This window comes from Mycobacterium lehmannii (assembly GCF_001499925.1).
Taxonomy (GTDB): domain Bacteria; phylum Actinomycetota; class Actinomycetes; order Mycobacteriales; family Mycobacteriaceae; genus Mycobacterium; species Mycobacterium lehmannii.
In genome coordinates this window covers 118,622-134,340 of the sequence record NZ_LQIR01000056.1, presented here as the reverse complement: position 1 = coordinate 134,340, position 15,719 = coordinate 118,622, and the positions used below count along the sequence as shown (strand labels likewise).

Annotated in this window: 13 protein-coding genes; 1 reads left to right on the top strand and 12 read right to left on the bottom strand. The window is 67.7% G+C overall.

Annotated elements, in window-relative coordinates:
• Positions 1-6 precede the first annotated feature (6 nt).
• The 8 genes from AU192_RS21340 to sfnG form a co-directional block, all read right to left on the bottom strand.
• On the bottom strand, positions 7-1,989 hold the full coding sequence (locus AU192_RS21340; RefSeq protein ID WP_064399506.1) for a VWA domain-containing protein: 1,983 nt from the start codon (positions 1,987-1,989) through the stop codon (positions 7-9).
• Positions 1,982-3,364, bottom strand: coding sequence for a sigma 54-interacting transcriptional regulator (locus AU192_RS21335; protein WP_064399616.1), 1,383 nt, complete (start codon positions 3,362-3,364; stop codon positions 1,982-1,984). The genes AU192_RS21340 and AU192_RS21335 overlap by 8 nt, the downstream gene beginning before the upstream one ends.
• Before the next feature lie 48 nt (positions 3,365-3,412).
• A complete protein-coding gene (locus tag AU192_RS21330) occupies positions 3,413-4,072 on the bottom strand; it encodes a hypothetical protein (RefSeq protein ID WP_064399615.1) in 660 nt (219 codons plus the stop codon).
• A gap of 51 nt (positions 4,073-4,123) precedes the next feature.
• Complete coding sequence (purH, locus tag AU192_RS21325) at positions 4,124-5,689, bottom strand: bifunctional phosphoribosylaminoimidazolecarboxamide formyltransferase/IMP cyclohydrolase (protein WP_064399505.1); 1,566 nt, start codon at positions 5,687-5,689, stop codon at positions 4,124-4,126.
• Positions 5,686-6,315: a phosphoribosylglycinamide formyltransferase gene (gene purN, locus AU192_RS21320; RefSeq protein WP_064399504.1), complete on the bottom strand. Its 630-nt coding sequence runs from the start codon at positions 6,313-6,315 to the stop codon at positions 5,686-5,688. The genes purH and purN overlap by 4 nt, the downstream gene beginning before the upstream one ends.
• 10 nt (positions 6,316-6,325) lie before the next feature.
• Entirely contained in the window at positions 6,326-7,768 is a 1,443-nt protein-coding gene (locus tag AU192_RS21315; RefSeq protein WP_064399503.1) for a cell division protein PerM, read from the bottom strand.
• A gap of 71 nt (positions 7,769-7,839) precedes the next feature.
• Positions 7,840-8,739, bottom strand: coding sequence for a DUF5336 domain-containing protein (locus AU192_RS21310; RefSeq protein ID WP_064399502.1), 900 nt, complete (start codon positions 8,737-8,739; stop codon positions 7,840-7,842).
• 51 nt (positions 8,740-8,790) lie between these two features.
• Positions 8,791-9,921, bottom strand: a complete 1,131-nt coding sequence (gene sfnG / locus AU192_RS21305; protein WP_064399501.1) for a dimethylsulfone monooxygenase SfnG — start codon at positions 9,919-9,921, stop codon at positions 8,791-8,793.
• Between the two features lie 104 nt (positions 9,922-10,025).
• Here sfnG and AU192_RS21300 point away from each other — a divergent pair, with 104 nt between their 5' ends.
• Positions 10,026-10,874 carry an LLM class F420-dependent oxidoreductase gene (locus tag AU192_RS21300; RefSeq protein ID WP_064399500.1) on the top strand — a complete coding sequence of 283 codons (849 nt, stop codon included), beginning with the start codon at positions 10,026-10,028 and terminating at the stop codon, positions 10,872-10,874.
• On the opposite strand, the gene modA is transcribed toward AU192_RS21300, so the two are convergent.
• From modA to sucC, 4 genes are all read right to left on the bottom strand, one after another.
• Positions 10,875-11,618 (bottom strand): molybdate ABC transporter substrate-binding protein, encoded by a 744-nt coding sequence (modA, locus tag AU192_RS21295; protein WP_064399499.1) that lies wholly within the window; start codon positions 11,616-11,618, stop codon positions 10,875-10,877.
• A gap of 19 nt (positions 11,619-11,637) precedes the next feature.
• Positions 11,638-13,176: an acetyl-CoA acetyltransferase gene (locus tag AU192_RS21290; RefSeq protein ID WP_064399498.1), complete on the bottom strand. Its 1,539-nt coding sequence runs from the start codon at positions 13,174-13,176 to the stop codon at positions 11,638-11,640.
• A gap of 186 nt (positions 13,177-13,362) precedes the next feature.
• The gene (gene sucD, locus AU192_RS21285) at positions 13,363-14,265 is read right to left on the bottom strand and encodes a succinate--CoA ligase subunit alpha (RefSeq protein WP_064399497.1); all 903 of its coding nucleotides are present in this window, start codon (positions 14,263-14,265) and stop codon (positions 13,363-13,365) included.
• A 12-nt stretch (positions 14,266-14,277) separates the two neighbouring features.
• Complete coding sequence (gene sucC / locus AU192_RS21280) at positions 14,278-15,441, bottom strand: ADP-forming succinate--CoA ligase subunit beta (RefSeq protein ID WP_064399496.1); 1,164 nt, start codon at positions 15,439-15,441, stop codon at positions 14,278-14,280.
• Between the last annotated feature and the right edge of the window lie 278 nt (positions 15,442-15,719).

The window sequence follows — 15,719 nt, the reverse complement described above, 5'->3', positions numbered from 1 at the left end:
CCGGCGTCAGCGTCGTCGGCGAGACCTCAAGTAGTCACCGACAACCGCGGCGCCCAACCCGTCGAGGTCGGGCACCACCACGCGGCCCTCCACCCGCCGCGCCACCTGGTCGATGAACCGCGCCAGCCCCGGATCGTTTCCCAGCCGGAAAATCGTCACCTGCGCGCCGAGCGCGGCCACCTCGTCGAAGCCCTTGACCGTGTGGGCGATCGTCCGCGGATGCGGCGGGTAGTCAAAGAACACAGCAGAAGAGCGGTCGTCGTTCACGCCGCGCTCCAGGTGTGCGGTTGGCTCACCGTCGGTGACCACGAGCACCACCGGCTGGGCGTTGGAGTGACGGCGCAGATGGCGCGCGGCCAACGAGAGCGCATGGTGCAGGTTGGTGCCCTGCTCGTACACGCCCTCCAGGCCGGTGAGCTCGGCGGCCGTCACGGTTCGGGCATAGCGTCCGAACGCGATGATCTGTAACGCGTCCGACCGGAACCGCGTGCTGACGAGATGGTTCAGCGCCAGCGCGGTGCGCTTCATCGGCAGCCACCGGTTCTCCATCACCATGGAGAACGACGTGTCGACCAGCAGCGCCACCGCCGCCTGGGTGCGCGTCTCGGTCTCGGAGATCTCGACGTCCTCGACCGTGATCTGAATGGGTGAGCCCGGGCTCGATTCCGGATTCCCGGCTTGGCGCAGCACCGCGTTGGTGAGTGTGCGCGTCACGTTCCACGGCTCGGTGTCGCCGAACGCCCACGGCCGGGTCGCGCCGGTCAGCTCGCCGGCCGCGCCCGCCCTGCGGGTGTCACGCTCACCGTGCCTACCCGAAAGCTGTTGGGCCACGTCGCGAAGCGCCGTCTGCCCGAGCTGGCGCATCGCCTTGGGCGACAGCCGCCACTGGCCATCGGACCCGCGGTCGAGGAACCCCTGGTCCATCAGCGCCCGTTCCAGCTCGGCCAGCGTGCGCGCGTCGACGGCGGCGTCCTCACCCAGCTGGCGGGCCAACATGTCCAGATCGACGTCCTCCATCGTGGCGCCGGCATAACTCTGCGACAGCGCCTCGGCCAACTGCTCGAGTTCGGCGATGTCGGCCATCGCCTGAGCGCCCTCACCCATGCCGAGCGGGTTGTCCCCGGAGAAGTTCGACGAACCGCCCCAGTCCTCCCCGGGCCGGGCCGCCTGCAGATGGGAGTCGAGGCGGTTCAGCGCGTTCATCAGCGAGGGGGAACCGAATGCCTGTTGCGCCAACGCATCCAGCTCGGCGCGCTGCTCGGCGCTCAGGCTGTTGCGGAAGCGCTGGGCGGCCGCGGCCCGCTGGGCCAACGAATCCAACAGTTCGTCGACGTTGCGCGGGTTCTCGGGGAAGAACTCGCCGTGCTTGTTCATGAAGTCGTCGAAGTCTTGCTGGGAGTCCTCGCCCCTGGCGTGCTTGTCCAACAGCTCGTTGAGGTCGTCGAGCATCTCGTTGACCCGCTGGCGGTCCTCGTCGGTGGCGTTCTCCAGCGCCTGCTTCATACCCGCGAACCGCTGATCGAGCATCTCGCGGCCGAGCAGATCCTTGATCTGCTCGTACTTTTCGCGGCCCTCGGGGCTTCGCCATTCGTAGTCCGACAGCTCCTGGACGGCCTTGGCGGGCGACGGCGGCAGCGACTCGATGCGCATCTCGTTGAACCGCGCGTCGTCGTCCAGAGCACGCGCCAACTCCTTGCGTTCGGCGAGCACCGCCTCGTCGAGGAGCTTCTTGACCTCGGCCAGTGTGCCGTCGAGGTTGTTGCGCTGCAATAACTCCCGGCGCCGACGGTTGGCCTCGGCGGCGAGTTTGTCGGCGCCGCGCATGTTCTTGGTGCCGCGGCGCAACATCTCCGACAGCGCGCGGCGCGGCGAACTGCCCTCCATCACGTCCTGGCCGATCTGCTCGAGCGCCTCGCGCAAATCGATCGGGGGCGCCAGCGGGTCGGGCCCGCCGGTGTATCGCGAATACCGCGAGACGTGTCTAGCCATAGGTCGTTTCGCCCTCGTCCGACACCTTGTCTATCCGCTTGGCCAGATACAGCGCCTCGAGTGCCAGCTCCACCGCTGCCGCTCGCTGCCCGTCGGACTTCGCGTCGAGCCGCTGTTGGATCTCGGCGATCGCGGGTACTTCCGGCACAGCGGCCAGCACCTCACGCGCCGAGACCCGATCACCGGTGGTGACAGCCGAGCCGTTCTCGATCGCGACCACCAGTGGTCCGACATCGATGCCGCCGAGCAGCCGTTGTGCGGTGTCCGCGGTGGCCCGCCGCAGCAGGTGCTCGAGCACCGCCTGCTCGCGCCCCTCCTCACCGGACTCGAACTCGAGCTTGCCGCGCAGCACGTCGACGACCGAGCCCAGGTCGACCACGCGGGCCACCGGCTCCTGCTCCCCGAGCACCGCCGACCGGTGACGCGCGGCCGCGGCGACGGTCTCGGCCGCGGCGATCGCGAAGCGCGCCGAAACCCCTGAGCGCTGGTCGATCGACCGCGACTCGCGCAGATAACGGGCGAACCGTGCCAACACCTGGATCAGGTACTCGGGCACCTCGGCGGCCAGGTGTGCCTCCTGGGTGATGACGCCAACCTCGGCGTCGAGTTCCAGCGGGTAGTGCGTGCGGATCTCGGCGCCGAACCGGTCCTTGAGCGGGGTGATGATCCGACCGCGGTTGGTGTAGTCCTCCGGGTTGGCGCTGGCGACCACGAGGACGTCGAGCGGCAACCGCAACGTGTACCCGCGAACCTGGATGTCGCGCTCCTCCATCACGTTGAGCATCGACACCTGGATGCGCTCGGCGAGGTCGGGCAGTTCGTTGATCGCGACGATGCCCCGGTGTGCCCTCGGGATCAGGCCGTAGGCGATGGTCTCCGGGTCGCCGAGGCTGCGGCCCTCGGCCACCTTGATCGGGTCGATGTCACCGACCAGGTCGGCCACGCTGGTGTCGGGGGTGGCCAGCTTCTCGGTGTAGCGCTCGCTGCGGTGCCACCACGCGATCGGCAGGTCGTCGCCCGAGTCCGCCGCGCGCCGGATGGACTCGGGGGTGATCGGGTCGTACGGGTGCTCGCCCAGCTCCGACCCGGCGATCACCGGGGTCCACTCGTCGAGCAGACCTGTCAGCGCGCGCAGCAGCCGGGTCTTGCCCTGACCGCGTTCGCCGAGCAGCACCACGTCGTGGCCTGCGATCAGCGCCCGCTCCAACTGCGGAATGACGGTGTCCTCGAAGCCGAGGATGCCCGGCCACGCGTCGCGTCCCTCCGCCAGAGCGGCCAGCAGGTTGTCCCGGATTTCTTGCTTGACGCCCCGCTCGCGGTGGCCGGAGGCCCTCAGCTCGCCGACGGTGCGGGGTAGATCTTGGGGTTGAGTCACCACTCCAAGCTACGACTTGTCTCGCGCGCGTGCGCTCCCCGCGTCGACTCAGCCCGCCGACGGCGGCAGAAGTTGGAACCCGTCGAGGATCGTCTGGCTGTCCCGCTTATACGTCGGGTCCTCGGGAACCAGCGTCTGGACGGTCACGCTGACCGCGAAAGTCTGTCCTTCGGTGCGCATCACCGCGCCGAGCGCGACGGCCGGATGCGGCGCGACGTTGCCCATCACCGGCATCTGGTAGTCAAACATCCTGGCGGGCACTCCGCACACCGTGCCCTCGGTCTCAATAACGTCCGTGGCGCCGATGCCCGACTCGAGCGCATCGCGCATGTTGGTGAAAATCAGGCCCGGATCTTGCACACCGGGCGCGCTCTCGAGCGTCACCACGACGTTCGGCGTGAACCCCTGCGCAGTCAGGTCGTCGTTGCGCATGGCGAAGCGGATCAGTTCCGAATCCATCATCGTGGTCCGCTCCCACCCCGGCGGCGTCGGGATCCTCATCACCGGCTCGTTGTCGTTCTTCGCCGGGATCGTCGTCAAAGGATCGTCGACGGCCTCGCACTGCGACGAGTCGAGTCCGCCGGACTCGGCCGCCGCCGACAGGTCCTCACCCGCGACAGCGCGTGCGTCGTCGACGGTCCGCGTGCAGGAGACCAGCAGGAAGGTCGCCAGCAGCAGGGCGGTGGCGGCGCGCGACGCAGTGACCATGCTGTGCAACATAACCACCTCCCGCCGTCTTCGGCGGAGATCAACCAGACATCAGTGCGCGAAGTGCCGTGCACCAGTCAGGTAGAGCGAGATGCCCGCTCTGGCAGCGGCTTCGGTGACCTGCTCGTCGCGCACGGAACCGCCCGGGTGGACGATCGCCTTGACGCCGCCTTCGGTCAGCACCTCCAGCCCGTCGGGGAACGGGAAGAACGCGTCGGAGGCGGCGACCGCGCCGCGCACCCGGTCGCCGGCCCGCTGCACCGCGAGCCGGGCCGCATCGACGCGGTTCACCTGGCCCATGCCGACACCGACCGTGGCCCCGTCCGCAGCGACGACGATCGCGTTCGACTTGACCGCCCGACACACCCGCCACGCGAACTTGAGGTCCGCCAGCGTCGCCGGATCAGCGGGCTCGCCGGTGGCCAGCGTCCAATTGAGCGGGTCGTCGCCGTCAGCGGTGAACTCGTCGCGCTGCTGTACCAGCAGGCCGCCGCTGATCTGGCGGAACTCGGTGCCGCCCGGCCGCGGTTCGGAGGCCACCAACACCCGGATGTTCTTCTTACGGGTGAGCACGTCCACCGCGCCGGCTTCGTAGGCGGGCGCGATGATCACCTCGGTGAAGATGTCGGCGACGGTTTCGGCCATCTCGACCGAGACCGCGGTGTTGGCCGCGATCACACCGCCGAACGCCGACAGCGGATCGCATTCGTGGGCTTTGCGGTGCGCGTCGGCCACCGACTGCGACGAGATCGCGATACCGCACGGGTTGGCGTGCTTGATGATCGCCACGCAGATCTCGGGGTGGTCGAAGGCGGCCCGCCAGGCAGCGTCGGCGTCGGTGTAGTTGTTGTAGGACATCTCCTTGCCGTGCAACTGCTCGGCCTGCGCCAGGCCCGGCCACCCGGCGTCGTCGCGGTAGAGCGCGGCCTGCTGATGGGGGTTCTCGCCGTAGCGCAGCACGGCACTGCGCCGCCACGTGCCGCCCACCCACGCGGGCAGCTTCTGAGCCGGCTCCTCCGGCGCGAGCACGGCACCCATCCAGGAGGCGACGGCGACGTCATACTCGGCCGTGTGCCGAAACGCCAGAGACGCCAGGATTTTTCGTTCGGCCAGCGTGAACCCGCCGGACCGCACCGCGGCGAGCACACCGTCGTAACCCAGCGGGTCGACGACCACCGCGACGCTGGGGTGGTTCTTCGCGGCGGCCCGAACCATCGACGGGCCGCCGATGTCGATCTGCTCGACGCATTCGTCGATGCTCGCGCCGGAAGCGACGGTCTCGGCGAAGGGGTAAAGGTTGACCACGACGAGTTCGAAGGCCTCGACGCCGAGATCGGCCAGCGCCGAGACGTGTTCGGGCTTGCGCTGATCGGCGAGCAGTCCGGCGTGCACCCGCGGGTGCAGTGTCTTGACCCGACCGTCGAGCACCTCGGGGAAGCCGGTGACCTCCTCCACGGGTGTCACCGGAACACCCGCGGCGGCAATGGTTTTCGCGGTCGACCCGGTGGAGACGATGCTGACCCCGGCCTCGTGCAGCCCGCGGGCCAGCTCGGCGAGGCCGGTCTTGTCGTAGACGCTGATCAGCGCCCGCCTGATCGGCCGCTTGCCCTCGGTCATCCCAATGTCGCCTTTCGTCCCGTCCAGGTCACACCGCGGACAGCCACCGCGGCCAGTATCTCGGCCAGAAGTCGCCGTTCGACGACCTTGATCCGTTCGTGCAGTGTCGCCTCGTCGTCGTCATCGAGGATGGGCACCGCCTCCTGCGCCAGCACCGGCCCCGTGTCGGTTCCCGCGTCAACCAGATGCACGCTGCAGCCGGTCACCTTGACGCCGTAGGCGAGCGCATCGGCTACCGCATGCGCGCCGGGAAAGGCGGGCAGCAGCGCCGGATGTGTGTTGATGATGTGGCCCATGAACCGCGAGAGGAAATGCGGCCCAAGGATTTTCATGAATCCAGCGGAGACGATCAGATCGGGCTCGTATGCGGCGGTCGCTTCGGTGAGTGCGGCGTCCCACGCCGCCCGGTCCGGGTAGTCGCGCAGTCGCACGGTGAAGGACGGAACCGAGGCGGCCGCAGCGATGTCGACGGCAGCGCAGTCGCGGTCCACGCCGACGGCGACGATCGATGCGGGATATTCGCCCGCGGTGGCGTCCAACAGCGACTGCAGCAGCGAGCCGGTACCCGACGCCAGCACCACAACCCGCGCAGGAACCTTCGGTGGTACGCGGAGGGGTTGCTGCACGCCTGGCAGCCTAATGGGTGCCGGGCGGACCGTCGTCGTCCGCCATGAAGTGCTCTTCGGGGTCGTCGACAATGTCGTTGGCGGTGTCGTTCGGTGGGTCCGGGGGGGTGTCAGCCTGGTCCGCGGCTTCGACGCCCGCCTCGGCTTCGGATTCGGCTTCGAGGGGCTCATCGCCGACGACCTCGGGCCCGTGTTCGGGTTCGGCGTCGTCGGAATCCGGCTCGGATTGGGGCAACGGCGCTGCATCAGCCTCCACGTCGGATTCCGGGTCGACGTCGGGGTCAGGGGCGACGACCGTCTTGGGCGCCCGCGGTCTGCGGGCCACGCCGCCGGCCATCACCACCGTCAACGCGCCGATTCCGGCGAACCACAGAAACACCGCGGGCCCGAACGTCGTCTGATCGACGCCGACGTCGCCGAAGTTGCCCAGCCGCCCACCGCCGGCGTAGCCGAGCAGCGCCATGGTGAGTGCGGCCAACGCCGACGCGACGATTACTTTGCCCATCGCCGGGCCCACCGGAAGCGGACGTCGCGCGCACTGCTGCCCGACCGCCACCGCCGAGGCCGCCGCGACGATGAGCAGCGCCACCCACACCGGGCCCAGCGGCGGCGAGGGCACCGCCGCGAGCACCGGCAGTGCGGGAATGTCGCCGCCGAAGACGGTAAAGGAACTGAAGGTGGCCAGCCCGACGTGTGCGCTCGACCCGACCGCCACCGCCGCCGTTCCGATCAGCACGTTCGGGATGTACAGCACCGACAGCACAGTCAGGCTGAACTGGCCGAACATCGAGTCGGTGATCGAGTAGAGCTCGTCCATCGTCGACCAGTGCACAACCAGCGAACCCGCCATCACCACACCCGACAGGCCGACGAGCGCGAGCACACCCGCGACCGCGGCGCGGACCGCGTCCGGCAGCCAGGCAGGCAGCGAGGCACGGCCCGAGGTCGGGGCCATCAGCCGCCCCCCGATCCGGGACCCGACGCCGACCATCGCGCCGATCGCGTGTACGGCCAGCACGCCGCCGAAGGCGCGCAACGCGTGCGGGGTCTGCAGTTCGGTGAGCACCGAGGCGGCGTCGTGGACGACGGCCAGCGCGATCGCGGCGATCAGCAGCGGCCCGCCCAACGCCGAGGCCACCACCCAGCGCGTCACGAACCACGAGGCGTTGGGACTGGTCGCCGCCGCGGTGGTGCGCGCAGTGCCCCACACCATCGCCAGCGCGGGCATCAGAGGCAACACCCCGAGCTCGGCGCCGCCGATGGACACCGGCACCAGGTGCACGCCGAGCCACATGCTCGCGATCGCGCCGAGGGCGCCCGTCATGTCGCTGTTGGCGATCAGCAGTTGCAGCAACACGATCGCCGCGATGACGACAAGCGCCACCAACGACGGCCCGAACGCGACCCGGAGCAGCTCACGCGCCTGGCGTGCGCCGACTGGCCGTTGATCCACTGGTTGAGCCGCTCCTGTGTCAGGCTGCCGTGCGGCGGTGACGCACGCGCGGCTCAGACTACTGGCTCACCTCAGGAAGGCGGCGGACCCGACTGCGAGGAAGACGACGGTTGCTCCGGGGTCTGCGTCGTCGGTGAGGATGTCTGCGAAGACGACGACGGCGGTTGACCGTACGCGGGGAAACCGGTCGGCGGTGTCGCCGGACCCTGCTGCCCCTGCTGGCCCTGCTGCCCCTGCCCCTGCCCCTGGAGATGGCTCTGTTGCTGGGCTGCCGGGTAGCCGCCGGTCGACGGGCCGCCCGGATAGCCGCCCGGGTAGGTCGAGGGGTATCCCGGCCGCTGCTGCGGTCCCCCGTGATGCTGCTGGCCCTGGTGACCGTAATACGGGCCCGGTGCGCCGTACTGCTGATGCCCGTAGGACTGGTCGTACTTCGGACGCGGCGCAGGCGGCGTGATGACGCCCGACTCGAACAGCAGCGCCGCCACCGCGATGATCGCCTGGAACAGCGAGAACGCGATGATCAGGTACAGGCCCCAATCGATCGCGGCACCGCTGGGCCGGTTGATCACCTCGGCGATGATCAGGAGGAACGCCGCGACCGCCAGCACTGCGTACACCGACGTGTGGACGCCCTGCCTCGGCAGGAGCGCCGTTCCGGCGAGCAGGCCCGCGACGAGGGACGCCGCGACGGCGAGCACCAGACCGAACGAGCTTCCGCTGATGGTGCCCAGGCCCGGGAAATCCGACGCGGAAATCGTGAACAGGGGCGCAAAGCTCGCGAGGTACACCGCCAGCCCCAACAGCGCCACGGCGGCGGCCAAGTAGAGAGGCAGCTTGCTCGCGACGTCGGAAGCCGAGGATGAGCTCTCCGGCGTCCTGCCGAACTGCTGCGTCGGCGCCGAGAACTGGGTGGTCGGCTGCTGTGCTTGCGGGTATCCCGGGCTACCGGGTGGTCCTTGGGGGTACGACATGGCCTCTCCTGTGCTCGGGCGGGCTTCGAAACCACGCTAGCGCACAGCGCGTCATGCAGAGACCAGCACCGGTTCGCCCACGGTGTCCTGCTCGGCCTGTTCGATTTCGCGGACCAGCGGCAACACCTTCGCGCCGAAGTATTCGATCTCCTCCTGGAAGTGCAGGAAGCCGCCGAGGATCAGGTCGACTCCGCGTTTGCGGTACGCCGCAATGCGTTCGGCGATCCGCTCGGGTGTGCCGATCAGCTGCGCGCGGAAGCCGTCGTTGTACTGCACCAAGTCCTCGAACGTCGAATCCGCCCACATGCCGCGCTTGTCCGCGGTCGCGTTGCCGGCCTGTTGGACCGCGGCGCGAAATCCCTCCACCGCGGGTCTGTTCGCTTTGGCGACGATCTCTTTGAGCGTCTCCTTCGCCTCCTTCTCGGTGTCGCGGGCGATGATGAAGCCGTTGAGCCCGAACCGCACCTCGCGGCCGACCGTGCGGGCGTGCCCGCGAACGTCGACGATCTGCTCGGTCACCCCGTCGTAGTCCTTGCCGTTGGAGAAGTACCAATCCGCATAGAGACCGCCGTTGCGCCGCGCGGCCGTGGAGTTACCACCTTGGAACAGTTCGGGATTGGGCCGCTCGGGGGTGTTGAGCGGTTTGGGTTTCAGCGTGAAGTCGTGAATGCGGTAGAAGTCGCCGCGGAAGTCAACGTCGTCCTCGGTCCAGATCTTGCGCAGCACTTGGAGGAACTCCGCGCTGCGCCGGTAGCGCTCGTCGTGCTCGAGCCACGGCTCACCGAGGTGGGTGAACTCGTCTTTGAACCATCCCGACACGACGTTGACCGCGAACCGGCCGCCGCTGAGGTGATCGGCGGTGGCGCCGAGCTTGGCCAGCACCGCGGGCTGCCACAGCCCCGGATGTACGGCCGCGATCACCTTCAGTTTCTGCGTGGCCAGCAACAGCGCCAACGAGAAACTGGTCGACTCGTGCTGGTACTCCGCGCCGTAGCTGGCCTCGTAGCGGACCTGGGACAGGGCGTACTCGAAGCCGTTGTTCTCCGCGGTCCTGGCGAGCTTGGCGTTGTAGTCGTAGTTCCAGTCGGTGCGCTGTTCGATGTCGCTGGTCACCAGTCCGCCGCTGACGTTGGGCACCCAGTAGGCGAACTTGACGTGCTCGGCGATGCGTTCGGTCGTCATGGTCTGACATGACAACAGTCACCGGCTCTCCCGTCGCCGGTATCGCTCGCTGTGAGCCAAACCCGCGCTTGCCCCCTAGACTGAAACACGTTCTAATTCTGGGCATGGATTACGGGCTCGTTCTGTTCACCAGCGACCGCGGTATCACGCCCGCGGCGGCGGCCAAGCTGGCCGATGACCACGGTTTCACCACCTTCTACGTGCCCGAACACACCCACATCCCGATCAAGCGGCAGGCCGCGCATCCGACGACCGGCGACGAGTCGCTGCCCGACGACCGCTACATGCGCACGCTCGATCCCTGGGTCAGCCTCGGCACCGCGGCGGCGGTGACCTCGCGCGTCCGGTTGTCGACCGCGGTGGCGCTGCCGGTGGAGCACGACCCGATCACGCTCGCGAAGTCGATCGCCACGCTGGACCACCTGTCCGGTGGCCGCGTGAGCCTCGGGGTCGGGTTCGGCTGGAACACCGACGAACTCGCCGACCACAATGTGCCGCCCGGTCGCCGGCGCACCATGCTGCGCGAATACCTCGAGGCGATGCGGGCGCTGTGGACCCAGGAGGAGGCATCCTACGAGGGCGAGTTCGTCAACTTCGGACCCAGCTGGGCGTGGCCCAAACCGATCCAACCGCACATCCCCGTCCTCGTCGGCGCGGCGGGCACCGAGAAGAACTTCAAGTGGATCGCCCGATCCGCCGACGGCTGGATCACCACACCGCGCGACTTCGACATCGACGAGCCGGTCAAGCTACTGCAGGACACCTGGGCGGGCGCGGGCCGGGACGGAGCACCGCAGATCGTCGCCCTCGACTTCAAACCCGACCCCGAGAAGCTCGCCCGCTGGGCCGATCTCGGTGTCACCGAAGTGCTGTTCGGCCTTCCCGACAAGTCCGAAGACGACGTCGCCGCGTACGTCGAACGGCTGGCGGGCAAGCTGGCCGCCCTGGTCTGATCAGGGTTTACCGAAGCCGGCCGCGCCCAATACCCGCTGTCCCGCCTCGCCCGTCACCGCGTCGACGAAGGCCCGGGCAAGGTCGCGTTGCGACGAATCTTTCAGCGTCGCAATCGGATAGACGTTGACCACATCGGCGGCCTCCTGTACGAGCACCACGGTGACGCGGGCTCCTGCATCTCGGGCATCGGTGACATAGACGATTCCGGCGTCGGCCTGACCGCTCGTCACCTTGTTCAGCACGTCGGTGACCGATGATTCCTCGCTGACGGGCGAGAGGTCCAGTCCCGCAGCCACTTCGATCTTCCGTGTCGCCGACCCACACGGGACCTGAGGGGCACAGACCACGACGCCGATCCCGGGTCGGGTGAGATCACGTATCGTCTTGACCCCCTTGGGATTCCCCGCCGCTACCACGATCAACATGGTGTTGGACGCGAACTTCACTGGGTCACCCGCGAGCAGTCCGGCGTCGGCGACCTTGTCCATGTTCACGGTATCGGCGGAGGCGAACACGTCGGCGCGCGCGCCCTGCGTCAACTGCGTGGCGAGGTCGGAGGAACCGGCGAAGGAGAACTCCACCCGAGTGCCGGGGTGGTCTTTTTCGAACTGCGCACCGATCTCGGTGAACGCCTTCTTCAGCGACGCCGCGGCGAACACCATGAGCGAATCACGTTCGGACCCTTGCCCGCATCCGATGGCCAGGGTCAGGAGCAGCGCGGCCAGAAGCGAGAGAGGCTTCACGACTGCTCCTCCCTTGCGGTCAGGCCAGGCTGGCGCGGTTGATCTTCTCCGCCGGACGCACGGTGATCGCCGCACCGAGCGGATCTCCATCCGACATCAACGCAACGAGATTCTCCTCCTCGGAGATCGCCAGGAACCGCGAGTTGTCCGAATCGAGTCTGCCGATGATGATCCCGGTGCGGACCGGCCAGTCGTAGCGAACGGAGTAGGTCTCGATCGTCGCGCGACCGTCGGGCCGCTCGGTCACCGGAACCTTCGGCAGTGCCGCGACGTCCGCGTCGAGGTTCTCGCTGTCGTTCGTCCGCCAGTCGACAGGCAGCGTCGAATAGATACCGACCGAGTACTTGCTCATGGTGCCGCCGTTTGCTCCCACGAAGCCGAAACGTCCCGGCTGATCGCGCATTTGGGAGACCGTCTCGGCGATGGCGTGCAGCGAGTAGCTGTTCCCCGGGCCGCCGAAGTACGGCAGGCCGCCGGTCACAGTCAAGCCCCGCGGATCGTCGCCGTCGATGCCCAGCGCCTCGCAGGCGACATACACCGGGAAGGGAAAGCAGCTGTACAGGTCGAAGGTGGCGATGTCGTCGACACCGATCTGGGCCACCCGCAGGGCTTCTCGCACGGCGTGCACGGTCGCGGGGCTGGCGCCGAGGTCGACGCGGTCCAACAGGTCCTGCTCGGTCAGGTCCGAATGCCCGTGCAGGTATACCCATTTCTCCTCGGGCACCCCGAGTCGGCGTGCGGCCGCCACCGACATCATGATCGCGGCGGCGCCCTGGTTGACCTGATCGCGGGCCACCAGGAGGCGGGGGTAGGGGTCGCAGATCATCCGGTTGTCGTCGGTGACGGTGACGATCTCCTGCACCGACCGTTCGACTGGCGACGACGAAAACGGGTTCTTTGCAGCGACTTTCGACAACGGCGCGAACAGTTCGGCCATCTGCCTGCGGTATTCGGCGACGCCGAGTCCCAACCGGCTGCGACGCGCGTTGTCCAGCAGCCCGTATTGCACTGCGGCACCGGTTAATCCGTGCGATGCGGTGTACTCGGTGAAGTACTTGTGGATCTGGTGCCCGCGGTCCTCGAGCTGACCCTCGACGTGTTCGGTGAAGTCGGGTTTGGTCTGTCCTTGTTCGGCGGCGCGGCGCCAGTAGCGGGCCGTCGAACCCGGTTCGGAGCCGATCACCATCGCCACGTCGAACTCACCCGCCGCGATGGCGCTGCCCGCCTCGGTGACGAGCTTCTGCGGCCCCTGCCCGCCGACCGGTTCGAGCACGACACGGGCCGGATCGCCGCCGACGCGCCCCATCACCGACCGCGGATAGTTGTTCGACTTGCCCAGCGTCGCGGGCATCGGCCCGGAGATCTCGAACTGGCGCAGCGCGTACACCGTCTCGATGGCCTGCGCGGCCGCCGCGGCGTCGACTCCGGTGTCGGCGAGCGCGGCACGCACCGCCTCGGTCGCGAGGTCGACCGCCGACATGCCCCGATAGCCGGGATCGTCGATGCGCTCGGTGAACTGCCCGACGCCGACGATGACCGGGGTCCGGGAATCGACCATTACAGACCTCCTGACAACTGTTAGTTCGTCAGGCTAATCGAGCAGTAGAACGTGTTCCTAATCCTGCGGCGCACTTCACACCCGCGCAGGGCCTGCCACAAGCCGCGAGCGACCGCTTTTGCACACCAGACAGCGGCGTGTTGTGCACAGACACGGTCGCTCGCGCCAAAGAGAGTGGAGCGCGCGCTACAGGCTCTGCAGGATCTCCCGGGCCAGGTTGGCGGTCTCCGACGGTGTCTTGCCGACCTTGACGCCCGCGGCCTCCAGCGCTTCCTTCTTCGCGGCGGCGGTGCCCGAGGAGCCCGACACGATGGCGCCGGCGTGGCCCATGGTCTTGCCCTCCGGTGCGGTAAACCCTGCCACGTAGCCGACGACGGGCTTGCTGACGTTCTCCTTGATGTAATCGGCCGCGCGCTCTTCGGCGTCACCGCCGATCTCACCGATCATCACGATGACCTTGGTGTCGGGGTCCTTCTCGAATGCCTCGATCGCGTCGATGTGCGTGGTACCGATGACGGGGTCGCCGCCGATGCCGATGGCGGTCGAGAACCCGAAATCGCGCAGTTCGAACATCATCTGATAGGTCAGCGTGCCGGACTTCGACACCAGGCCGACCGGGCCCGGACCGGTGATGTTGGCAGGCGTGATCCCGGCCAGCGCCTCGCTGGGCGTGATGATGCCCGGGCAGTTGGGGCCGATGATGCGGGTCTTCTGCCCTTTTGCAACGTTGTAGGCCCACGCATACGCGGTGTCCTGCACCGGAATTCCCTCGGTGATGACGACCAGCAGCGGGATTTCCGCGTCGATAGCTTCGATGATCGCGTCCTTGGCGAACTTCGGCGGCACGAACACCACCGACACGTCGGCGCCGGTCTCCTTCATCGCCTCGGCGACGGAGCCGAACACCGGCAACTCGACGTCCTTGCCGTCCTTGTCCTTGTGCGAGACCGTCGTGCCGGCCTTGCGGGCGTTGACACCGCCGACCAGCTGCGTGCCGGCCTTGAGCATCAGCGCGGTGTGCTTGGTGCCTTCGCCGCCGGTGATGCCCTGGACGATGACCTTGGAGTCCTTGTTCAAAAAGATCGACATGAGGTGCGTCCCTTACTTGTTCGCCAGCTCGGCGGCTTTGTCGGCTCCGGAGTCCATGGTGTCGGCCTGAATCACCAGCGGGTGATTGGCCTCGGCCAGGATGCGGCGACCCTCTTCGACGTTGTTGCCGTCGAGACGGACCACGAGCGGCTTGTTGGCCTCGTCGCCGAGGATCTTCAGCGCGTTGACGATGCCGTTGGCGACGGCGTCGCACGAGGTGATGCCGCCGAACACGTTGACGAACACGCTCTTGACCTGCTCGTCGTTGAGGATGACGTCCAGACCCGCGGCCATCACCTCGGCCGAGGCGCCGCCGCCGATGTCGAGGAAGTTCGCCGGCTTCACGCCGTTGTGCTTCTCACCCGCGTAGGCGGTGACGTCCAGCGTCGACATCACCAGGCCCGCGCCGTTGCCGATGATGCCCACCGACCCGTCGAGCTTGACGTAGTTGAGGTCGTGCTCCTTGGCCTTGAGCTCCAGTGGATCGGTGGCGTCGCGGTCCTCGAACTCGGAGTGCTCGGGATGCCGGAAGTCGGCGTTGCCGTCGAGCGTGACCTTGCCGTCCAGCGCCAGGATCTGGTCGTCAGGAGTGCGCACCAGCGGGTTCACCTCCACCAGCGTCGCGTCTTCGCCGACGAACACCTCCCACAGCTTGGCGATCGTCACCGCGGCGGCGTCGAGCACCTCCTCGGGCAGATGGCCCTTCTTGGCGATTTCACGGGCGAACGCCTCGTCGACGCCTTTGGTCGCGTCGACGGGAATCCTGGCCAGCCGGTCCGGCTTGGTGGCGGCGACCTCTTCGATCTCCATGCCGCCCTCGACCGAGCACATCGCCAGGTACGTGCGGTTGGCGCGGTCGAGCAGGAAGGAGATGTAGTACTCCTCCGCGATGTCGCTGGCCTCGGAGACCAGCAGTTTCTTGACGATGTGGCCCTTGATGTCCAAGCCGAGGATGTTCTGGGCGTGGGTGAACGCGTCGTCGGCGGTGGCCGCGTACTTCACGCCGCCCGCCTTACCGCGGCCGCCGGTCTTGACCTGCGCCTTGACCATCACCGGCTTGCCGATCTCCTCGGCGATCGCCTTGGCGTCCTCGGCGGTGTCGGTCACCCGACCGGGTGTGGTGGGCACGTTGTGCTTGGCGAAGAGCTCTTTCGCCTGGTATTCGAAGAGGTCCATTGGCTGTGGAACGTCCCTGTCTCTAGCGCGTCGATTGCGGAGTTGTTGGGCCGAAGGCTCGGTGGAACTTTATCCACACGCCCAGAACGTGTTGGCACCGCCCACCGCTCATGTGGTAGATCTCACCAGCTCGGCTCAGTGATACAAATCACAATCTCCCGCGGAATAGGCTCTCGGCTTGCAGCCGTCGTCGCGAGTTGGTTAACGTGCCTCTGGTCTCGATAACGCTTTGGTCACGACAGGCAATCCCGCAGGCTTCTCGACAGGCAAGGACACCC